Origin of the sequence: uncultured Parasphingorhabdus sp., assembly GCF_963975735.1 — a bacterium.
In the GTDB taxonomy this organism is placed as follows: Bacteria; Pseudomonadota; Alphaproteobacteria; order Sphingomonadales; family Sphingomonadaceae; genus Parasphingorhabdus.
The window spans coordinates 44,011-64,832 of record NZ_CAXBIA010000001.1; the positions used below are offsets into that span (position 1 = coordinate 44,011).

Annotated in this window: 18 protein-coding genes; 14 read left to right on the top strand and 4 right to left on the bottom strand. The window is 58.8% G+C overall.

From position 1 onward, the window contains the following. Positions 1-168 precede the first annotated feature (168 nt). The 4 genes from AACZ86_RS00235 (at position 169) to AACZ86_RS00250 (ending at position 5,854) form a co-directional block, all read left to right on the top strand. Entirely contained in the window at positions 169-2,778 is a 2,610-nt protein-coding gene (locus AACZ86_RS00235; protein WP_339688455.1) for a ligase-associated DNA damage response DEXH box helicase, read from the top strand. A 60-nt stretch (positions 2,779-2,838) separates the two neighbouring features. Further along, on the top strand, positions 2,839-3,792 hold the full coding sequence (locus tag AACZ86_RS00240) for a retroviral-like aspartic protease family protein (RefSeq protein WP_339688457.1): 954 nt from the start codon (positions 2,839-2,841) through the stop codon (positions 3,790-3,792). A gap of 102 nt (positions 3,793-3,894) precedes the next feature. Further along, a complete protein-coding gene (locus AACZ86_RS00245) occupies positions 3,895-4,869 on the top strand; it encodes a retroviral-like aspartic protease family protein (protein ID WP_339688458.1) in 975 nt (324 codons plus the stop codon). A gap of 175 nt (positions 4,870-5,044) precedes the next feature. Then, positions 5,045-5,854, top strand: coding sequence for a transporter (locus tag AACZ86_RS00250; RefSeq protein ID WP_339688460.1), 810 nt, complete (start codon positions 5,045-5,047; stop codon positions 5,852-5,854). A gap of 664 nt (positions 5,855-6,518) precedes the next feature. Here the strand turns inward: AACZ86_RS00250 and AACZ86_RS00255 are convergent. Continuing rightward, positions 6,519-7,169, bottom strand: a complete 651-nt coding sequence (locus tag AACZ86_RS00255; protein WP_339689349.1) for a glutathione S-transferase — start codon at positions 7,167-7,169, stop codon at positions 6,519-6,521. A gap of 5 nt (positions 7,170-7,174) precedes the next feature. Next, positions 7,175-8,113, bottom strand: coding sequence for a rhodanese-related sulfurtransferase (locus AACZ86_RS00260; protein ID WP_339688462.1), 939 nt, complete (start codon positions 8,111-8,113; stop codon positions 7,175-7,177). Between the two features lie 80 nt (positions 8,114-8,193). On the opposite strand from AACZ86_RS00260, the gene pdeM reads away from it, so the two are divergent. From pdeM to AACZ86_RS00285, 5 genes are read left to right on the top strand one after another with little or no spacing between them, the layout of a single operon-like run. Then, the gene (pdeM, locus tag AACZ86_RS00265) at positions 8,194-8,922 is read left to right on the top strand and encodes a ligase-associated DNA damage response endonuclease PdeM (protein ID WP_339688464.1); all 729 of its coding nucleotides are present in this window, start codon (positions 8,194-8,196) and stop codon (positions 8,920-8,922) included. Between the two features lie 10 nt (positions 8,923-8,932). After that, positions 8,933-10,075: an 8-amino-7-oxononanoate synthase gene (locus AACZ86_RS00270; RefSeq protein ID WP_339688466.1), complete on the top strand. Its 1,143-nt coding sequence runs from the start codon at positions 8,933-8,935 to the stop codon at positions 10,073-10,075. After that, positions 10,072-10,701 (top strand): dethiobiotin synthase, encoded by a 630-nt coding sequence (gene bioD, locus AACZ86_RS00275; RefSeq protein ID WP_339688468.1) that lies wholly within the window; start codon positions 10,072-10,074, stop codon positions 10,699-10,701. Before AACZ86_RS00270 ends, bioD begins: the two co-directional genes overlap by 4 nt. Then, complete coding sequence (locus tag AACZ86_RS00280; protein ID WP_339688470.1) at positions 10,698-11,963, top strand: adenosylmethionine--8-amino-7-oxononanoate transaminase; 1,266 nt, start codon at positions 10,698-10,700, stop codon at positions 11,961-11,963. The genes bioD and AACZ86_RS00280 overlap by 4 nt, the downstream gene beginning before the upstream one ends. A gap of 58 nt (positions 11,964-12,021) precedes the next feature. Next, positions 12,022-13,872, top strand: coding sequence for a cation:proton antiporter (locus AACZ86_RS00285; protein ID WP_339688472.1), 1,851 nt, complete (start codon positions 12,022-12,024; stop codon positions 13,870-13,872). On the opposite strand, the gene AACZ86_RS00290 is transcribed toward AACZ86_RS00285, so the two are convergent. Further along, positions 13,873-14,562 (bottom strand): YggS family pyridoxal phosphate-dependent enzyme, encoded by a 690-nt coding sequence (locus tag AACZ86_RS00290; RefSeq protein ID WP_339688474.1) that lies wholly within the window; start codon positions 14,560-14,562, stop codon positions 13,873-13,875. It abuts the gene before it with no gap. Positions 14,563-14,597: 35 nt separating this feature from the next. Here AACZ86_RS00290 and AACZ86_RS00295 point away from each other — a divergent pair, with 35 nt between their 5' ends. Then, positions 14,598-15,173 (top strand): thiamine phosphate synthase, encoded by a 576-nt coding sequence (locus AACZ86_RS00295; RefSeq protein WP_339688476.1) that lies wholly within the window; start codon positions 14,598-14,600, stop codon positions 15,171-15,173. Positions 15,174-15,183: 10 nt separating this feature from the next. On the opposite strand, the gene AACZ86_RS00300 is transcribed toward AACZ86_RS00295, so the two are convergent. Then, positions 15,184-15,819 (bottom strand): hypothetical protein, encoded by a 636-nt coding sequence (locus tag AACZ86_RS00300; RefSeq protein ID WP_339688478.1) that lies wholly within the window; start codon positions 15,817-15,819, stop codon positions 15,184-15,186. A gap of 453 nt (positions 15,820-16,272) precedes the next feature. Here AACZ86_RS00300 and AACZ86_RS00305 point away from each other — a divergent pair, with 453 nt between their 5' ends. The 4 genes from AACZ86_RS00305 to holA are packed head-to-tail and all read left to right on the top strand — an operon-like array spanning position 16,273 to position 20,821. Continuing rightward, positions 16,273-16,722 (top strand): DUF3576 domain-containing protein, encoded by a 450-nt coding sequence (locus AACZ86_RS00305; protein WP_339688480.1) that lies wholly within the window; start codon positions 16,273-16,275, stop codon positions 16,720-16,722. A gap of 27 nt (positions 16,723-16,749) precedes the next feature. Next, positions 16,750-19,278, top strand: a complete 2,529-nt coding sequence (leuS, locus tag AACZ86_RS00310; protein ID WP_339688482.1) for a leucine--tRNA ligase — start codon at positions 16,750-16,752, stop codon at positions 19,276-19,278. Further along, positions 19,275-19,796 carry an LPS assembly lipoprotein LptE gene (gene lptE, locus AACZ86_RS00315; protein WP_339688484.1) on the top strand — a complete coding sequence of 174 codons (522 nt, stop codon included), beginning with the start codon at positions 19,275-19,277 and terminating at the stop codon, positions 19,794-19,796. The genes leuS and lptE overlap by 4 nt, the downstream gene beginning before the upstream one ends. Continuing rightward, entirely contained in the window at positions 19,793-20,821 is a 1,029-nt protein-coding gene (gene holA, locus AACZ86_RS00320; protein WP_339688486.1) for a DNA polymerase III subunit delta, read from the top strand. The genes lptE and holA overlap by 4 nt, the downstream gene beginning before the upstream one ends. Position 20,822 lies beyond the last annotated feature (1 nt).

Below are 20,822 nucleotides of genomic sequence, written 5' to 3' on the forward strand. Positions count from 1 at the left end.
TATTGGGTCTGCTGCCGCGACCATGTTATATTTCTCTGGTCTGCAGATACGGGATTAATTCAGAGCGGGCAAGGATCAGGCGCGATTGTTAGTCGCAATATCGACACTATATTACGCAGGAAGCGTGTAGGCCTGTCGATGCAGGAAAAACGGAGCAAGATCAGCGTAATGGCCGACGACAAAATCCCGCCGATCCTGGCCGACTGGTTTGCCTCGCGCGGCTGGGCAGTGCGGGAACATCAGCTGGAGATGCTCGCGGCAGCGCAGGCGGGACGCCATGCCTTGCTGACGGCGCCGACCGGTGCGGGCAAGACGCTGGCGGGGTTTCTGCCGACGCTGATTGATCTGATTGAACAGACGGACAGAAAACCCGTTCGCCCTGAACCTATCGACGGGCCGGATGCGCCTAGCCCCGTGCTTCGACAAGCTCAGCACGAACGGACGCGGCCTGCCAGTACCAATAAAACCACCGTTGGTGCTGGGCCTGTCGAAGCATCTGCCCAGACACAAGCTAGCCTTCCAAAGACTCCGGGCAGACGGAGCGATCTCCACACGCTCTATATCTCTCCGCTCAAGGCACTCGCGGTGGACGTCCAGCGCAACCTGCTGACGCCGATCGAGGAAATGGGCCTGCCGATCACGGTCGAGACCCGCAGCGGCGATACGCCGGCCAGCCGCAAGGCGCGGCAGCGGGTCAAACCGCCGCAGATCCTGCTGACCACGCCGGAATCGCTCAATCTTCTGCTCAGCCAGCCGGAAAGCTTCGCCCTGTTCGCCGGTCTCAGACGGGTGGTGATCGACGAGGTCCATGCCTTTGCCACCGGCAAGCGCGGCGACCTGCTCGCCCTGTCGCTGGCGCGATTGCAGAAAATCGCACCGGAGATGCAGCGGGTCGCCCTGTCCGCGACGGTGGCCGAGCCGGACGATTTCCGCGCCTGGCTCGCGCCTTATGGCGATATCGACACGGTGACCCATGTGCTTGGCGCGGAGGGCGCGCCGGCCGACGTATCGATCATGCTGCCCGAAACGCCCGAAGGCGACCCGGTGCGCGTGCCCTGGGCCGGTCATGCCGGAACCTATGCGATTCCGCAGGTGATGGAGCAGATACGCAAGAACCGGATGACATTGGTCTTCTGCAATACGCGGTTTCTCGCCGAATTTACCTTCCAGAAGCTGTGGGACATCAACGAGGACAATCTCGCGATCGGCGTCCATCACGGCAGTCTGTCCCGGGAGGCACGACGCAAGGTCGAGAATGCCATGGCGTCAGGCAGGATGCGGGCGCTGGTCTGTACCGCCTCGCTCGATCTCGGGGTCGACTGGGGCGATATCGATTGCGTGATCCAGATGGGCGCGCCGAAAGGCTCGTCGCGTCTGCTGCAGCGGATCGGTCGCGCCAACCACCGGCTCGATGTGTCATCAAAGGCTTTGCTCGTGCCCGGTAACCGTTTCGAATATCTCGAGGCCCAGGCGGCGCTCGACGCGGTCAACGAGGGCCGCCGCGACGGCGAGCCGTTTCGCGTCGGCGGTCTTGATGTGCTGGCCCAGCATGTGATGAGCTGCGCCTGCGCCGGTCCGTTTCAGGAGGATGATCTGCTCGACGAGGTGCAATCCGCCCTGCCCTATAGCGCCCTGTCGAAAGAGCAGTTCGAGCGGGTGCTGAACTTCACCCGCGACGGCGGCTATGCGCTGAAGGCCTATGACAAGTTCAAGCGGCTGCGGCGGGATGCCAAGGGCGTCTGGCACCTGACCCATCCGAAATTTGCCGCCCAGCACCGGCTCAACGCCGGGATCATCGTTGACGGCGCGATGATGAACGTGCGGTTCAAAAATGGCCGTAATCTAGGCAAGATAGAGGAAGGCTTTGCCGCCACGCTGTCGGTCGGCGACACGTTTTTCTTCGCCGGGCTGAGTCTGGAGCTGATCAGGATGGATGCCAGCGATGTGATCGTCCGCGCGGCCAAGAAAGCCGCGATGATTCCGAGCTATGGCGGAGCGAGACTGCCGCTGACCACCCATCTTTCCGATCGGGTGCGCGGCTTTCTGACCGACCGCGCCGGCTGGGCGCGCTTCCCCGATGATGTTCGCGAATGGCTGGAGATGCAGGACCATCGCTCGGTCATGCCCGAGCCGGGGCAGTTGCTGGTCGAGACCTTTCCGCACAAGAAGCTGCATTATATGGTCTGCTACAGTTTCGAAGGCTGGAACGCGCACCAGTCGCTCGGCATGTTGCTGACCCGGCGGATGGAAGATCGCGGCCTCAAACCGGTCGGCTTTGTCGCCAATGATTATGCGCTGGCCTGTTATAGCCTCGAACCGGTCACCAATCCCGGCGCCTTGTTCAGCGCCGACATATTGGAGGACGAATTTTTCGAGTGGGTCGAGGGTTCGCACCTGCTCAAACGCGCCTTTCGCGAGGTCGCCGTGATCAGCGGTCTGGTCGAGCGCCAGCATCCGGGCAAACGCAAGACCGGCAAGCAGGTCACATTCTCGACCGATCTGATCTTCGATGTATTGCGCAAATATGAGCCGGACCATCTGCTGATGCAGGCGGCCTGGGCCGATGCGCGGGCGCGGATGACCGATGTCGGCCGGCTCGGCGATCTGCTCGATCGAGCGGCCGACTCGATCATCCATGTCGAGCTGGAGCGGGTCAGCCCGCTCGCGGTGCCGGTGCTGGTGATGATCGGCCGCGAACATGTGGCACAAGGGGCGACCGACGATGCGCTGCTGATCGAGGCGGAATCGCTGATCAACGAAGCGATGAAAGTGGATTAGCGTCCGGCGTCTCGTCGCACGGCATTTGGAAGGATCCGGTTTTTCGCGTAAGGCTGGCAAATGGCTTGTTCGACAATGCTGCTTCCCCTCTGCGCGTCGCTATTCGCGGCCCAGCCTGCAGTGGCGGTTCCGGTTGAACCGGAAGCCGAAGCGCATATCGCCGACGCGCTGCCCGACCAGTTTCTTCAACCCGACTCCGAAGAGATTGCGATCGCGCAGGACCGGGTCGAGCGGATGACCGTAACGGTCGGCATTGGTCAGAGCGGCCCCTATCAGTTCATCATCGATACCGCTTCCCAGCGCACCATCCTGTCCAGGGAAATTGCCGGTGCGCTGGCGCTTGATCTCGAGGACGAGGTCAAGATTGTCGCGCTGGCCGGTACCACTACAGTACAGACCGTCTACGTCCCTAGCCTGACCCTGGGCAAGCGCAGCTATGACAGCCTGATCTCACCTACTTTTCGTGCCGCCAATATCGGCGCCGATGGCGTTCTCGGTCTCGACAGCCTGCAAGGACAACGGATATTGTTCGATTTTGTCGGCAAACAAATCTCGGTCGGCGATACCAGCGAAAAGCTGCGTAGCCGGTCTCGCCGGGAGATTGTGGTAACGGCAAGGCGGCGGTCCGGGCAACTGATCTTCACCAACGCGACGATTGGCGGGATCAAGACCAGCGTGATCATCGACACCGGCGGGGAACTGTCGATCGGCAACAAGTCGCTGCAAAGGCGGTTGCGGCTGAAAGCTTCCGCTTTGCAACAAACCAGCCTTGTCGACGTTACCGGCCGATCAGTCGAAGCGGATTACGGGATCGCCGAGGAACTGGTGATCGGTCGCGCCCGTTTTGGTATCATCCCGATCGCCTTTGCCGATATTGCACCATTCAAGGCTTTGAAGCTGGGCAAGAGACCGGCCTTGTTTCTCGGCATGGATGCCTTGCGCCAATTTGACCGGTTGGCGATCGATTTCGCCAACCGGAAAATCTACTTCCTGCTGCCGGAGGGTCTCGAGTGACGTTATTGGTCGAGTGAGAAGGGCTATTTGTGGTATAGCTTTGGCAAGTTGGAACCGGGAGCGTAGATTGTCGCTGACCGGAGCAAACAGATCGGAGATATTATGTCCCCTTTTTTGACGAACATCATTCCCGCTTTCCTGACGCCCGCGCTGACGATGGCCTTTCCTATTCCCTTTGGCCAACCGGTGACACCCGAAAGCTTGCCGACTCCCGCCGGCGAGATTGTCGATATCGATCAGGATCGTGCCAAACGGATGACCGTACCGGTCAGCATAGAAGGCAACGGTCCGTTTTCCTTTGTCATCGACACCGGCGCGGAACGCACCGTGATTTCGCGCAAAATCGCCGACAATTTGGCGCTGGAAGGCGAAGAACCGGCCCAATTGATGAGCATTGCCGGTATTTCCATGGTCGACATGGTCTACGTGCCCCGGCTGACCCTGGGCCAGAAAAATTATGACGGGCTGGTTTCGCCCGTATTGGCGGCACAGCATATCGGCGCCGATGGTATATTGGGCCTCGACGGTTTGCAGGACCAGCGCATCCTGTTCGATTTTGTCACAAACCAGATTATCATCGAGGATGCAGATGAAGCGCGCGACCGGCCACCGTCACGCGAAATCGTGGTGACCGCCAAACGCCGGTCCGGCCAGCTGATTTTTACGGACGCGACGATTGCCGGTATCGAGGTCAACGTCATCATCGATACCGGAGCGGAAATGTCCATCGGCAACAGTGCTCTGCAAAAACGAATGCAGAAACGAGCCAAAGAATTGGGCGATGATAATCTGTTGATTGCCGTCACCGGAGAAACTCTGGGGGTGGAATTCGGGAGATTACGCGAATTCCGTATCGGTCGTGCCCGTTTCGCTAACCTGCTGGTTGCTTTCGCCGATGCGCCGCCGTTTGAACGCTTCGGACTGGCAAACAAGCCGACCTTGTTGATGGGCATGGACATGCTCCGGAAATTCGATCAGGTCGCGATCGATTTTCCCAATCGCAAAATCCATTTTCTCACTCCCAAAAATGCCCCGTTATATACCAGCGACTCAATAGGCACCCGGATCAAGTTCTGACCAGGCAACTTCATGACACCGACAGGAAAGTCTCAAAACTCGTCTAGCTTAGAGCCTAAACCACCTTTTGCAAAAATAAAATGGATTAAACCGGCAATCCGGTTCGTTCCCTCCACACACAGACAAGCATCCGCCTCTTTGGCGCTTTGCGATTTCTTCAAGGAGCGAACCAACCATGCGCATTTTTCTTACTTTACCGATCCTGCTCGCAACCGCCAGCCCTGCCCTTGCACAGGACGTTAGCGAACAACAAAACAGCATCCCGCAGAACGAAACCCGTTTCCAGATTTTCACCGGCGTTGACCATGTCGAAGGCGATGTCGGCCAAGGCCTGGACTATGAAACCACTTTTGCGACCACGGGCGTGGCGATGAGCAAGGGCCGGTTCAGCGCGTCGGCCTCGATTCCCTATATCTCGTCCACCGCTCCGCAGGAAGTTATCATCAACCAGGGCGGGCTGTTCGGCACGCCACTGCTTGGATCGAACGGCACCCAGACAGGCCAAGTCAAGCGCGAGGGCATCGGCGACCTTTCGCTCGCCGCCGCCTATCAGCTGCCGGTTGCTGGTGTCGACGCCAGCATCGGAGCTTCCGTGAAAGTCCCGACCGCATCGAGGGACAAGGGCCTCGGAACCGGCAAGGTCGATTATGGCGTCTCCGGACAGCTGTCCAAGAAACTCGGTGCGGTCGTGCCGTTCGTCGGCGCCGGCTATACGATCATCGGAGAGCCGGATAATTTCGAAACGCGTAACACGCTGTCAGGAACCGCCGGCAGCCATCTGCTGCTCGGCGAGAACAGCGCGCTGACGGCCTCTTATTCCTATGAACAATCTGCTTCCTCCAGCATCGGCGACAGCCAGAGCATCAATATGGGGTTCGGAACCAATCTGACCCGCTCGGTCCGGATCGGGGTTGATGGCGCAGTCGGCCTGTCGGACGCCGCGCCAGATACGAAGGTCGGGCTCAAGCTTCGGGTTGGAATTTAAGGGTGGATTTGCTTTCATGTTGCTTTCAGAAGGCTTTGCGGAGACAATGCTATAGTGTTGAAGCGAAAATCCAGAATAGTTAGGTATTTTTCTACCTTTCAGCGTGACCCCAAACAACTAGGTCCGTTGATCTAGGTTCGATCGTCATGACTGTAACTGAAACTTCGAATGCGCGTCGAGTACAAGGTATTCCAAATTCATCACCAGCGTGCCGTCGATAAATTGCCGAATTTTGATTAATTTATTTATCTATGTTTATTGGGGGCTAAGTAATTGTACCAATATGGAGTATATAGATCAATCCCTATAGTGTGGTTCGCGCGAGCAGCTATTACCCAACTATTTATGCAGTTATTTATATTTTTTGCATTTTATGCAATTAGTCCAATTTATACCGTCATATCATCAATAATTGCTACTGTGTACATCGCCGTAAAGACATGGCGCCGTGGCATGAATTCTGCATCAATAGGCTGGAAAATTGCGACATGTTTAGCTCTTGTATTTAATTTGGCCGTTTTTTCAGTGGTTGCACAAGATAGAATTCCCTTCTCTGGCTAATAATTTCAAATTACGGTGACGTTGCGTAATTGAAGTAGCCATCCTCCATAGGGATCACGGTGACAGGTGCAAAAATCCCCGGAACACGATGGCTTCGCCTACGCTACGCCGCCACTTCCAAAGCGAAAACCGGTTCTGCATCTCCACTCACCCACTGCGGATATTTTACCATCGTCGTGGCGAATAACGCAGATGCAAGATGATCGCCGAGCCAATTCTGCAGGGCAGGTAGGGGCAGCGCATTGAACCAGTCGCGATCGTTGTTGGCGAACTGGCGGACGAATGGGAAAATGGCGTGGTCGGCCAGGCTGGGCTTCGCGCCCATCAGCTGCCCCGATGTCTGAAGCAAACCATCGAGCTTTTCGAGAAAGACCAGTCCGGCGCTGCGATGGTCGAGCGGGTCGACATTTTCGTAGCGCGTCGGATATTTATAGCGGTCGAGATGGTCCTTGAACGGGCCATCGGCTTCCGCAATCAGCGCGGCTTCGGCGTCACTGCCCATAAGCCAGTTTTGCGGGTCGTTGCGGGCCAAGGCCCAGTGCATGATCGCCAGGCTTTCATCGATGACCTGCCCGTCCGGCAACACCAGCACGGGCACCGTTGCCTTGGGCGAGGCAGCGATCATTTCTTCGGGTTTGTTGCGCAGCACGACTTCTCGCAAGCGAACCGGAGTTGCGCTGACCAGCAGCGCCATCCGCGCGCGCATCGCATAGGGGCAGCGCCGGAAACTATAGAGGACCGGCATTTCGGTCATGGCGGTCATGCCGTGCCGAGATGCTGACGGCCTTCTTCCGCCGCTTGCTCGACCTGACGCTGGCGTTCGCGATAGCGCGCGCGCTGTTCGTCGCTGCGCTGGTCGATGCAATGCGGGCAGGCTTCGCCGGGCACATAATCGGGCGAGGCACGGTCAGCGACATTGAGCGGCATCCGGCAGGCATAGCATTGGCCATAGTCCGATTCCTGCAAGCCGTGACCGACCGCAACCCGCTGGTCGAACAGGAAGCAATCGCCCTGCCACATGCTTTCCGCTTCGGGCACATGTTCGAGGTATTTCAATATCCCGCCCTTGAGATGATGGACGTCGTCAAAGCCCTGCGCCTTGACATAAGCGGTTGCCTTTTCGCAGCGGATCCCGCCGGTGCAGAACATCGCGATCTTGGGTTGCTTGCTGTCCTTTTGGCGCAGCTCCTCGGAAAATTCGTCGAACCAAGCGGGAAAGTCGCGGAAACTCTTGGTGTCCGGGTTAATCGCGCCGTCAAAGCTGCCGATCGCCACTTCATAACCATTGCGGGTATCGATCACCACCGTGTCGGGATCGGCGATCAGGTCGTTCCAGTCTGCCGGATCGACATAATTGCCTTGCTGGGTCGCGGCATCGACACCCTCGACACCCATCGAGACGATTTCCTTTTTCAGCCGGACTTTCATCCGCAGAAACGGCATCGTGCTGGCCTCGGAATATTTTACCTCCAGCCCATTGAACAGCGGCAGGGCACGCAAACCGGCAATCACCGCGTCAATATCGACCGATGCGCCGGCGATCGTGCCGTTGATCCCTTCGTGGGCGAGCAAAATCGTGCCTTTGAGATGATGCTCCTCGCACAAGGCGAGTATTTGCAGACGCAGGGCAGCGGGGTCGTCGACCACGGCAAAATGATAGAGCGCGGCGACTTTTACGGGAGATTGAGATTCGGTCATGGCTGCGCATATAGGATGGTTGCGGCAAAAATTCCAATAGAGCGGCTTGCATAGCTTTGATGTTCATCGCATAGCGGGTCATGGTTCCCCTTCTGTTCGCCAATCACCGCTTTGATATCGTGGCTCCTGCAGCGCTCTACTGGCCGGCGAAGAACGCGCTGCTGGTTGCCGATCTCCATCTCGAGAAAGCCAGCTTTTACGCGCGGCAGGGCCAGATGCTGCCGCCTTATGACAGCCAGGCAACGCTGGCGGAGCTGGCCGATCTGGTCGGTGCTACCGGTGCGACGACGATTTTCTGTCTCGGTGACAATTATCATGATGATGAAGGCGAGGCGAGGCTGGAACCGGAAGCGGCAAGGCAGCTTGCCGCGATGACCGGCGCGCTGGAGTGGATCTGGATAACCGGCAATCACGATCGTGACGTGGCTGGCCTGTGGGGTGGCTGCGTGGTCGATGAATGGACCGGCGAAGGGCTAGCACTCCGCCACCAGGCCAGCGCTAACAGCCTGTTGCCCGAAATATCGGGCCATTATCACCCGAAATTCCGCATCGCGGTGCGCGGCCGCCATGTTGCGCGGCGCTGCTTTGTCAAAGGTCGCCAGCATCTGATCATGCCCGCTTTCGGCGCGCTGACCGGCGGTATGGCGGCCCAGGATCCGGCCATCGAAGCATGTGTCGGCGGTCCGGCAGAGGCAATCATCGGCCTGGCGAAGAAGCCGGTGCGATTCCCGCTTCCCTTTAGCGAGTCACCAATAGACTTTATCGATGAAGGGCAGCTTGCATTGCCTCTGGCCACCAGCGGCTGCTAACGGCGCGGTCATGGATCGATTCACACCCTATCGCGACCAGCTCGATGCGCTGGAAAAAGCAGGACGCAAGCGGCGGCTGTCTATTCCGGCCGGCAAGGATTTTTCCTCGAACGACTATCTCGCACTATCCCGCAGTCCCTATCTGAAAGATTGCGCCCAGACCGCGATCGCCAACGGCATGGCGCACGGATCGGGCGGATCACGGCTGCTCGGCGGCAACCATCCCGAACATGAAGCGCTCGAGGCCTTTGCCGCAGACCATTATGGCGCGGAATCCAGCCTGTTCTTCGGTTCCGGCTTTGCCGCCAACGCGGCCCTTTTCGCGACCCTTCCGCAGACAGGCGATCTGTTGCTCTATGACGAGCTTATCCACGCCAGCGTTCATGACGGCATGAAGCTCGGCCGCGCGGAGTTTACAGGCTTCCCGCACAATGATTGCAACGCTGTCGAGCAGGAAATTCGGAACTGGCGCGCATCCGGCGGTACAGGCACCATCTGGATCGCAGCGGAGAGTCTGTACAGCATGGACGGCGACCGGGCGCCGCTGGCCGATCTCGCGCGCATTGCCGACATGCATGACGCCATGCTGGTTATCGACGAGGCCCATGCGGTCGGGGTCTATGGCGAGGGCGGTACCGGTCTGGCCGGTGACATTGGCAGGCAGGAGAACGCGATCCTGTTGCGGACCTGCGGCAAGGCGCTGGGCGGCGAAGGCGGCCTGCTGACCATGCCGAAAATCCTGCGCGAATTTTTCATCAATCGCGCCCGGCCGTTTATCTTTTCCACGGCGCCGAGCCCGCTGACCGCGCATCTGGCCCGGCAAGCGATCATCTATGTCGCGGACAATCCGTCGCTGCAGGCCGGTCTGGCCGGGCATATCGCGCTGGCCCGGGACTGTTTTTCCGGCCTGTCCCTCGGCGACCATCAGGATAGCCAGATTTTCCCGATCATCCTTGGCGAAGACAGGGTGGCGGTAGAAGTGGCGGCAAGACTGCAGGGCCAGGGATTTGATGTCCGCGCCATCCGCCCGCCGACGGTGCCAGCAGGAACCGCGCGTCTGCGTATTTCGCTGACCCTGAACGTGACGCAGGACGATATTCGGGACCTCTCGGCCGCATTGCACGAAGCGCTGGTATTGGCGGACGCGGCATGAACCGGCAATTGGTCATCACCGGCACCGATACCGATATCGGCAAGAGCGTTTTTGCCGCAGCGCTGACCGCGGCCCTGGGCGCCAGCTACTGGAAACCGGTGCAGGCCGGCCTCGCAGACGGCACAGACAGCGAGACCATAGCGCGGCTGGGCGGAATCGATCCTGCCCGGATATTGCCCGAACGCTACCGGCTCAAGATTCCCGCCTCGCCGCATTTTTCGGCGGCGCAGGAAGGCATTGTCATCGGTCTGGACGATCTCGACATCCCGCAGGTTGACGGTATGCTGATCATCGAAGGCGCAGGCGGTGCGCTGGTCCCGATCAACCCGGAGCTGCTGTTCGCCGATCTCTTCGCCCATTGGGCGCTGCCGGTGATCATCGTCGCCTCGACCAGTCTCGGGACGATCAACCACAGCCTGTTGACGATCGAGGCTTTGCGCAGCCGCGGCGTGCCCATCCATGGTATCGCGTTCATCGGCGACGAAAATGTCGATAGCGAGCAGACCATCTGCCGGATCGGCGCTGTGCCCCGCCTCGGGCGCTTGCCGGTCATCGATGAACTCTCACCGGAATCATTGCAGGACGCCTTTGCTGCGCATTTCGATATCGGAGACTTTGCGTCATGAGTATCAATATCTGGCACCCGTTCACCCAGCACGGTCTTGGCGAACCGATCCCGGAAATCGCGCGGGCCGACGGCGCGGCGCTCTATCAGGCAGACGGCACCAAGATTATCGACGCAATATCGAGCTGGTGGGTGCAGACCCACGGCCATTGCCATCCCAGGATCGTCAGCGCGATCCAGGAGCAGAGCGCCAGGCTGGACCAGATGATCTTTGCCGGATGGACTCACGAACCGGCCCGGGAACTCGCAGCGGGATTGTCTGACTTTCTGCCGGCTTCTCTGGAACATATCTTCTTTTCCGACAGCGGTTCGACGGCGGTCGAGGTCGCGCTGAAAATGGCGCTCGGCTATTGGCATAATCGCGGAGAGTTGCGCCAGAAAATCCTCGTCATGGAGCATAGCTATCATGGCGATACGATCGGTGCGATGTCGGTCGGCGCGCGCGGCGTGTTCAACCAGGCCTATGCGCCTTTGCTGTTTGACGTCGGCACGATAGGCTTTCCGGAAGCCGGCGCAGAGCAGGCGACGCTCGACCAGCTTGAAGCATTTTGCAAGGATCGCGAGAACCCGCCGGCGGCGCTAATCGTCGAACCGCTGATTCTCGGCGCCGGCGGCATGATAATATATAGCGCCGATATATTGGCGCAGATGGCGGCGATCTGTCGCGAGCATGATGTCCTGTTCATTGCTGATGAAGTGATGACCGGATGGGGCCGCACCGGCACCGTCTTTGCCTGCGAACAGGCGGGCGTCGAACCGGATATATTGTGCATGGCGAAAGGCCTGACCGGCGGCGTCATCCCGCTGGCCGTTACCGCTGCCAGCGATCCCATCTTTCAGGCGCATTATTCCGAAGATCGCGCGCAGATGTTCTTCCACTCGAGCAGTTTCACCGCCAATCCGATCGCCTGCGCGGCGGCCAATGCCAATCTCGCCATCTGGCGCGACGAACCGGTGCAGGACCGGATCGACGGCATCATCGCCTCGCATCGCGCCTTTGCAGAGGGACTGAAACGCAGATCCAACGTCAGCGGGCTGCGCCAGTGTGGCACCATATTGGCGTTCGAAATCGATGATGGTGCCGGCGACTATATGTCCAGTCTCGGACCGCAACTGCTGGCGTTCTTCCGGGATCACAAGATTTTACTTCGACCGCTGGGCAATACGATCTACATCATGCCACCTTATTGTATCAGCCCTGTGGAACTGGATGCTGTTTACGCCGTTATCGAGGAAGCAATTGACCATTTCGGTGATTGCTGATCCACAGGCGGCAGAAAGTTTTTTTGCATAAGGCCGAAAAACCCGCCAAGGATAGATGATGGAACTAGTTGACTCTCTCATGGTCAAGATCGCGCTGATCGGCCTCCTCGGCATCGGTGCGCAATGGATTGCCTGGCGGACCGGTCGTCCCGCCATCGCTCTCATGCTGATCGTCGGCATTCTGGCGGGCCCCGTGCTCGGTATCATTGATCCCGAACGCGATTTCGGCGCGTTGCAGGAACCGATCATCAAACTGGCGGTTGCCGTGATCCTGTTTGAAGGCGGGCTCAGCCTGAACTTCCGCGAATTGCGACAAGCGGGTGGCGCGGTAACGGCAATGATATTCATTGCCGGACCGATTGCCTGGGTACTGGGCACCGGAGCCGCGCATTATGGCGCTGGCCTGTCCTGGGAAATCTCGGCGTTGCTCGGCGGTATCATGATCGTCACCGGTCCTACCGTGGTCGGTCCGATGCTGCGGACGCTGCGGGTTCCGTCGCGGGTTCGCAATATCCTGAAATGGGAAGGCATTGTGAACGATCCGATTGGCGCTCTGCTCGCTGTCGGCATCTATGCCTATATCACCTATGAAGGCCCCGATGCCAATATCGCCGTCATCAGCATGGATGTGCTGGCCGCAAGCTTCATTGCCGGTCTGATCGGTGCAGGACTCGGCTTTGCCGTCACCTGGCTGTTTCCCCGGGGCAAGGTTCCGGAATATCTGAAGGCTCCCTTTCTGCTGGTCACGGTGATCGCCGGTTTTGTCATCGCCGATCTGATCAAGCATGAAACCGGATTGATCACGGTCACCGTGATGGGCATCGTCATGGCCAACCGGCAAATCTATTCGAGTCAGGCGCTCTACCGGTTCAAGGAAGACCTGGCGGTGCTGCTGATTTCCGGTGTGTTCATCATCCTTTCCGCCACGCTGGACTGGGAAACGGTGCAGCAGTTCCGGCCACAATTTGTCATCTTCCTGATCTTGCTGCTGTTCGTTGTGCGGCCGCTCTCGGTGCTGCTGGCTCTGTTTTTCAGTTCGGTACCGTGGCGCGAGCGCCTGTTCATCGCCTGGATAGCTCCGCGCGGGATCGTGGCGGTCGCGATCACCGGTCTGTTTGCCATACGCCTGGTCGATTACGGACTGCCGGGGGCCGAGGCGCTTGTCCCGCTCAGTTTTGCCGTTGTCATAGCGACGATATTCGCGCACGGCTTTTCCGCTTCCTGGGTCGCCGAACGGCTGGGGATTTCCGAAGGAAAAGGCGAAGGCGTGTTGATCGCCGGTGCCAACCGCTGGTCAATTGCTCTGGGTAAAATGCTGAAATCTCTCGATATCGATGTTCTGATTACGGACGACAGCAAATTTGCCCTGCGACGGGCGCATAGCGAAGGCCTGACGATCCGCCACGGCGATGTGCTCGAAGAGGCGCATGATGACAATATCGATATGGGCGAATTCCAGCATCTTATCGCCGCCACCGACAATGACAGCCAGAACCAGTTGATCACCGCAGATCTCGGCCCGGAAATGGGCTATGAGCAGATCAGCCGGCTGGCCAATGACAGCCACAGCAAAAGCCGGGTTGGGCATGGCCGGCTGTTGTTTGAATCGGGCGCGGATTTTGGCACTTTGCTTGATCGTGATCTGGCGGGCTGGCGATTCAGCAAGACCAATATCACCGAGAAATTCAGCGCCGAGGATTATCGGAAGAATCTGGAAAAAGACGAGGAGCCGCTGGCCGTTCTCAAGCCTGACCGGCGGCTGCTATTCTTTGCAACGGATGCCCGTCCGGTGATCGAGGAAGGCGATGTCGTCATCAGCTATGTCGCCGCCGATACACCCGAAGAGCGCAAAGCGGACCGCGCTGCCAAAGACAGTGAAAAGAACGGCGAGAGATCCGACAAGGGCTGATTATGCGGTCTGTGGCGCTCGTTCGCCAAACAGGGCCGTGCCGACGCGTATGTGGGTGGCACCAAGCTTGATCGCCTTTTCAAAATCGCCGGACATCCCCATGCTGAGTCCGTCCAGCCCGTTGTCACGCGCAAGTTTGGCGAGCAGAGCAAAATAAGGCGTCGCATTGGTGCCGTCCGGCGGAACCGCCATCAAGCCGGCCACTTCAATACCGGCGTCGCGGGCTTGTTCGAGCAATTGCGGAACCGCCTTGATATCGCAGCCGCCTTTTTGGGGTTCTTCGCCAATATTGACCTGCAGGAAACAGGGGGGGCGGCGCTCCTGCCGATCCATTTCCTTCGCCAGTGCCTTGATCAGCGACATCCGGTCCACCGAATGGATATAATCGAACAGGGCCACCGCTTCCGCAGCCTTGTTGGATTGCAGCTGGCCGATCATGTGCAGTTCGACATCGGGATAGTCCGCTATCAATGCCGGCCATTTCTCGGCCGCTTCCTGCACCCGGTTTTCGCCGAACACACGATGGCCGGCCGCCAGTAACGGCCTGATCTCATCGCCGCTACGGGTTTTCGACACGGCAATCAGCGCGATATCGGATATTTTTCGGCCCGCCAATCTGGCAGATTTCTCGATCTTGCCGCGGATGTCCTCGAGGGCTGGATTTGCCAAGTGTGAATCTCTCTCAATCATATTCTTTCGCCAAGCTTGCGTCTATAGAGCTGCTTATGTTGCGAGACCAGCCCTGCCCCCTGTTGCCGGACCAGAGAGGTTCGACCCTGCCGCGGATATGGTTGTTCACCGACGAGCGGAATGACGCGTTTCTCGAGCACAGCATCAGGCAACTGCCGCGCGGTAGCGGGATTGTCTTTCGCCATTATCATCTGCCGGAACCGTCACGGCGGGCGCGATTTGAAACGGTCCAAAAACTGGCCCGGCGCCGCGGACATATTATATTGCTGGCCGGATCACCGGCACTGGCCAGACTCTGGGGTGCCGATGGCGTGCATGGCCGGACGTTGCGACGGTCCGGAATAGGAAGACTGTGGCACAGCGCTCCGGTTCATGATGCCCGGGAAATCCGGCAAGCCAATCGCGTCGGCGTCGATATCTGTTTTCTGTCACCGGTCTTTGCCACCCGGTCGCATCCCGGCCAGAGGCCACTGAATCCGTTGCAGGTTCGCCGCCTGGCTGCCCTGTCCAATGGCGCGGTGATATATTTGGGGGGGATGAATGCCCGCCGCTACCGGGCGCGCAAAAATCACCTGACCCACGGCTGGGCCGCGATCGATGCTTTAAGCTGAATGCAGAATTTTAGAAGCGGAACTGGGTTCCGACATAGACGGCCTGGCTATCCTGACGATTGTCGGTCAGTGGCGCCATCCGGTCACGCTCGTTGTTGATCCGGACACCAGCGGTCACAGCCAGATTGCGGGTAAGCGAGTAGCTGCCACCGACATCAAGCGTATAGTCTTTCTGGCTGGCATCCAGTGCGCGTGGCGCGGCGTTGATCGGCGCGGAAGCATCGATCGACATGCGTGTGTTGAAACGACTCTTCTTGCCGCTATTCTCATCGCCCATCAGTTTTTCGGAACCGATTTCCGACAGATCGGGCATATTGCTAGCCAGTTTTCTGACCGGGATCGCAAAGCTCTTCAGGCCCTTCGCAGAGCCGAGGCTATAAGAAACCGGTGCAATTTTTGCTGCGTTTGTCACACCCGATCCGGAAACTCCGGCGAGAATATTTTCACGAATGGAAACGGCATCAGCCGATTTCTGACGAACCACCACCGTCACGGAACGCTCTCCGTCGCGGGTGCCGCCGGTAGGCGTAAATTTGAAGCTCGCATTGCCGCGCAAGGCGCTGAGTTTGAACTGGGCTACGAGATCAGGGTCGGCACCGGCCACGGTGAAGGAACCGATCGATCCCAGTGTTTTGAGGGATACCATATGGTCATCGCCGGAAAGCACTCTCGCCAGGGCAGGAGTCATGGCAAGGCCCGAGAGTGCGAGTCCCGTCGCTAACCAACCGATATGACTACCCTTTTTCCTCATGACGAGTGCGATTCCCCTTTAAGCGGCCTTAGCTATAGCAAAAATTGACGCTCTGCACGAGTCAACTTCGCCTTTTGTCCGATTTTGCATATCTAACTTAAATCTGTTGCAGTTCGGTTACGCTTTTGTCTGGACATTTGGCAGAGCCTAGCAGTTTGAAGATGAACCCGGGATGATTTTGCCGTCATTCAACTGCGGTTCAGTCCGCGCTGCACAAGAGCAAAACATGCGCTTATGCTTGCCCCTTGCGGCAAAGCATTTATAGAGAGCGCTGAAATGATATCATGTCCGGAACAAATCCTGTGAAATGGATTTGCGATCGGCGCAAAATGCAACCAGGAGCGCTTCATGTCCCGCCTCAAAACATCTCTCTTCTTGCGATCTGCAACCGCTAGTCTGCTGACATTGTCCTTGCTTTCTGCCTGCGGCGGAAAAGAGCGTCCCAAAGCCGACCTGGCGGCATCTCAGGTCACCACCATCGGCGTGAACGCCTATTTGTGGCGTGCCTCGCTTGATGCCCTGGCGTTCATGCCGCTGACCCAGACCGACAGCAATGGCGGCGTGATCCTGACCGACTGGTATGTGAATCCGGAAAATCCGGGCGAGCGGATGAAAATCAATGTCTCGATCCTCGACCAGGATTTGCGCGCCGACGCCCTGCGCGTCGCGGCATCGCGTCAGGTTGCCAGCAACGGCACCTGGGTGGACGCACCGGTCAAGGCAGCGACCACGCAGAAACTGGAACAGATCATTCTCACCAAGGCCCGCGATCTGCGGCGCGGTGCGATCACCAACTAATTTCCTCTACCATATAATGGGGCCGCAATGACCGATCAGCGATTCAATCCACTGGCGGCGGACAAACGCTGGCAAAAGCGCTGGGACGAATCGCGCGTGTTCGAAGCGGATGACGCAAGCAGCAAGCCGCGCAGCTATGTGCTCGAGATGTTTCCCTATCCGTCGGGCCGCATCCACATGGGCCATGTCCGCAACTATACGATGGGCGACGTGCTGGCCCGCTTCCGGCGGATGCAGGGTTATGAAGTGCTCCATCCGATGGGCTGGGACGCCTTTGGCATGCCGGCGGAAAATGCGGCAATGGAAAAGAAAGTCCATCCCGGCGAATGGACCAGAGCCAATATCGCATCGATGCGCAGCCAGCTGAAGACTTTGGGTTTCGCCTTTGACTGGAGCCGCGAACTGGCGACCTGCGACCCGGATTATTATGGCCATGAACAGGCATTGTTCATCGACCTGTTCGAGGGCGGTCTCGTCTATCGCAAGGAATCGGCGGTCAACTGGGATCCGGTCGACATGACCGTGCTCGCCAACGAGCAGGTTATCGACGGCAAGGGCTGGCGTTCGGGCGCGCAAGTCGAAAAGCGCAAGCTCAGCCAGTGGTTTCTCAAAATTACCGATTTTGCCGAGGATCTGCTGGCCGGACTGGGCGACATGAAAGGCTGGCCCGAAAAAGTGCGACTGATGCAGGAAAACTGGATCGGCAAGTCGCAGGGTCTGCAATTCAATTTCGCTCTGGCCGAACCGCAGGATGACATAGCGACGGTCGAGGTCTTCTCGACCCGTCCGGATACGATTTTCGGAGCGAGTTTCGTTGCTCTGGCCGCTGACCATCCGCTGACGCAGAAGCTGGCAGCAGAAAATGACGCGCTCGCCGCCTTTGCCAAGGAATGCAAAGCCGGTGGCACGACCGCCGCCGAGCTGGAGACAATGGAGAAAAAGGGCTTCGATACCGGCCTGACCGTCACCCATCCGCTCGATCCCGACTGGCAACTGCCGGTCTATGTCGCCAATTTCGTATTGATGGATTATGGTACCGGCGCGGTATTCGGCGTGCCCGCGCACGACCAGCGCGATCTCGACTTTGCCCGCAAATATGACCTGCCGGTCAAGCGCGTGGTTTCCGATGGCGACGAAACCGGTGCCGAATATGTCGGCAACGAAGCCTATACCGGACCCGGAAAGATCGTGAACAGCGCGTTTCTTGACGGCATGACCATAGAAGCGGCACAGAAGACCGTCATTGACCGCGCCCAATCCGAAAACTGGGGCAAGGCACAGACCACATGGCGTCTTCGCGACTGGGGCGTATCGCGCCAGCGCTACTGGGGCACGCCGATTCCGATCATCCATTGTGATGATTGCGGTCCGGTACCGGTTCCCAAGGATCAGCTGCCTATCGTGTTGCCCGAAGATATCGATTTTGAAACGCCGGGCAATCCGCTGGAACGACACGCGACATGGAAACATATCGACTGTCCGAAATGCGGTAAGGCAGCGCGGCGCGAGACCGATACGCTCGATACATTTGTCGACAGCAGCTGGTATTTCCTGCGCTTTGCCAGCCAGCCGGACGACCGGCCCTTTGATCCCGAAGTGGTCAAACAATGGCTGCCGGTCACGCAATATATCGGCGGCGTCGAACATGCGATCCTGCACCTGCTCTATGCCCGCTTCTGGACCCGCGCCTTGGCGAGCATCGGCAAGCTGGACTTTGCCGAGCCGTTCGAGAGCCTGTTCACGCAGGGCATGGTGACGCACGAAACCTATAAACATGGCGACGGCAGCTGGCTGTCTCCCGACGAAGTCGAGAAGAACGGCGCCGACTGGGCCGTCATCACGGATGGATCACCGGTCACCACCGGCCGGGTCGAGAAAATGTCCAAGTCGAAGAAAAATGTCGTCGACCCCGATCCGATCATCGAGCAATATGGCGCCGACGCAGTGCGTTTCTTCATGCTCTCCGACAGCCCGCCCGAGCGCGACCTGCCATGGTCCGAGGCCGGTATCGAAGGCAGCTGGCGTTTCGTCCAGCGGCTGTGGCGCCTGTTCATCACGGTCGCCGACAATGCTGATAAAGGCGAAGACAAGACGCTCCGGCGCAAGCTCCACCAGACCGTTGCCGGCGTGGCTGGCGACGTCGAGGCATTGTCATTCAACAAGGCGGTGGCGAAGATATTCGAACTGGTCAATCTGATCGAGAAATCCGGGCCTTCCGCAGACCGGACCATTGCAATCAAGTCACTTGCCCGGATCGTAGCGCCGATGGTGCCGCATATTGCCGAGGAAGCGTGGGCCTTGTTCGGCGAAAGCGATCTGGTTGCCAATGCGCCATGGCCGGAGGTCGACGAAAGGCTGCTGGTCGATGATGAAGTGACCATAGCGATTCAGGTGCGCGGCAAGCTGCGCGATACGATCACCGTTGCCAAGGGCAGCAGCAAGGATCAGCTCGAAGAGCTTGCTCTGGCATCCGAGAAGGTGCAGCGTAGTCTGGACGGAGCGGAAATAAAGAAGGTGATTGTCGTGCCCGACCGACTGGTCAACATCGTAATATGAAGAACATGATCGCCCGGATCACCATGGTTGTGACATTGTCAGCGCTGCTGGCCGGCTGCAATTTGCGGCCGCTTTATGCCGGTGGCACGACTGGCGTCGTCGCGCAGGAACTCGGCCATGTCGAGATTGAACCGATTGCCGGCAAGGCCGGATGGCTGATGCGCAACGCGCTCAAGGACCAGCTCGACGCGTTTGAAGGGCAGCAGGCGAAATATCGCCTGACGGTTGCACTGGAAGACAAGATTTCCGGATTTGGCGTGCGCAGCGATGACCGGATCACCCGCGAACGCAGAACCTTGCGCGCCCGCTATCAACTGGTCCGCCTCGCCGATTCCGTGGTGGTACTCGACGCCACGGCCGGTTCCGATGCCGGTATTGACGTGGTGTCGTCGGAATATGCGACTCTTGCGGCAGAAGATACGGCGCTGGAAAATCTGGCCACCCGTGTTTCCAACCAGATCGTAACCCGGCTGTCTCTGTTCGCCCGGGAAGAGGCCAACGCGTCGCCACAGCCATGAAGGCAAAGCCGGAAGACATTGTCAGGCGCTATCATGCCGGTCCCGACCAGTTTCGGCTGATCCTGTTATGCGGCCCCAACGTCACCCGCTGTCAGGCGCTGGTCGACGAACTGGTGCAGCCGCTGGCGAAGTCCGCAGAACGGGTCGACATGACCATCGGCGATCTCAGCGACAGTCCCGCCCGGCTGAACGACGAAGCCAATTCCGCTTCGCTGTTCGGGGACAAGCGCTATATCATATTGCGGCTGAACAGCGGTGAAGCGGTGCGGGCAACCGCAGCGATCGAAACCTTGCTGGCAAGCGCGCCCGGCGGCGATCCCGTCTTTGTCATCGCTCCCGGCATGGGCGACAAGACCGCCCTGGCCAAATCGATCATCGCGGCACCAGATGCGATGATCGCGACCTGCTATGAAACCACGCCGGAACAGGCGGTCGCCACCATCCAGACCATGGCAAAGGCCGAAGGCCTGCGGATCAGCCGGGAGATGGCGCAGGAAATAGCCGCGCTGACCAGCAATGATCTGGTGCTCGCCCGGCTGGAAGTCGAGAAAATAGCACTTTATCTCGACGCCACGCCCGAAGACCCGAAGGCACCGGAATCCGACATCCTCCTGTTGCTCGGCGCGGAGAACGACGAAGAGGATATCAGCCTGCTGATTCACGCCGCGCTCAATGGCGATGCCGCCCGACTGGCGCAGGAAATTGCCGCTTCCCGCGCGCAGGGGATTAGTGAAATTGGTCTGATACGGATCATGTTGCGCCACCTTACCAAGCTCGCGGAGCTCCGCAGCAAGGTCGACAACGGGGGCAATGTCGATTCTGTCGCCGGTCACCCCAGCGTATTTTTCAGAGACCAGAAACATTTCAAGCGGCAGCTGCGCATTTGGTCGTCGCAGCATATCGCCCGGCTGATCGAGCGGGTCCTGCAACTGGAGATCACGTTGAAAAGCAGCGGTCAACCGGACCAGGTTCTGCTGGAAGATGAGCTGCTGCTGATTGCCCGGAAGGCGGCGAGGAGCCGATAGG

Bases quoted from the DNA above. Each gene is read 5' to 3' on its own strand.
- AACZ86_RS00290 (WP_339688474.1), bottom strand. From the start codon at position 14,562: ATGATTGAGAGAGATTCACACTTGGCAAATCCAGCCCTCGAGGACATC.
- AACZ86_RS00245 (WP_339688458.1), top strand. From the start codon at position 3,895: ATGTCCCCTTTTTTGACGAACATCATTCCCGCTTTCCTGACGCCCGCG.
- holA (WP_339688486.1), top strand. From the start codon at position 19,793: ATGAAGGCAAAGCCGGAAGACATTGTCAGGCGCTATCATGCCGGTCCC.
- AACZ86_RS00305 (WP_339688480.1), top strand. From the start codon at position 16,273: ATGTCCCGCCTCAAAACATCTCTCTTCTTGCGATCTGCAACCGCTAGT.
- AACZ86_RS00280 (WP_339688470.1), top strand. From the start codon at position 10,698: ATGAGTATCAATATCTGGCACCCGTTCACCCAGCACGGTCTTGGCGAA.
- lptE (WP_339688484.1), top strand. From the start codon at position 19,275: ATGAAGAACATGATCGCCCGGATCACCATGGTTGTGACATTGTCAGCG.
- AACZ86_RS00295 (WP_339688476.1), top strand. From the start codon at position 14,598: ATGTTGCGAGACCAGCCCTGCCCCCTGTTGCCGGACCAGAGAGGTTCG.
- AACZ86_RS00300 (WP_339688478.1), bottom strand. From the start codon at position 15,819: ATGGTATCCCTCAAAACACTGGGATCGATCGGTTCCTTCACCGTGGCC.
- AACZ86_RS00260 (WP_339688462.1), bottom strand. From the start codon at position 8,113: ATGACCGAATCTCAATCTCCCGTAAAAGTCGCCGCGCTCTATCATTTT.
- leuS (WP_339688482.1), top strand. From the start codon at position 16,750: ATGACCGATCAGCGATTCAATCCACTGGCGGCGGACAAACGCTGGCAA.
- AACZ86_RS00235 (WP_339688455.1), top strand. From the start codon at position 169: ATGGCCGACGACAAAATCCCGCCGATCCTGGCCGACTGGTTTGCCTCG.
- pdeM (WP_339688464.1), top strand. From the start codon at position 8,194: ATGGTTCCCCTTCTGTTCGCCAATCACCGCTTTGATATCGTGGCTCCT.
- AACZ86_RS00285 (WP_339688472.1), top strand. From the start codon at position 12,022: ATGGAACTAGTTGACTCTCTCATGGTCAAGATCGCGCTGATCGGCCTC.
- AACZ86_RS00250 (WP_339688460.1), top strand. From the start codon at position 5,045: ATGCGCATTTTTCTTACTTTACCGATCCTGCTCGCAACCGCCAGCCCT.
- AACZ86_RS00255 (WP_339689349.1), bottom strand. From the start codon at position 7,169: ATGACCGAAATGCCGGTCCTCTATAGTTTCCGGCGCTGCCCCTATGCG.
- AACZ86_RS00240 (WP_339688457.1), top strand. From the start codon at position 2,839: ATGGCTTGTTCGACAATGCTGCTTCCCCTCTGCGCGTCGCTATTCGCG.
- bioD (WP_339688468.1), top strand. From the start codon at position 10,072: ATGAACCGGCAATTGGTCATCACCGGCACCGATACCGATATCGGCAAG.
- AACZ86_RS00270 (WP_339688466.1), top strand. From the start codon at position 8,933: ATGGATCGATTCACACCCTATCGCGACCAGCTCGATGCGCTGGAAAAA.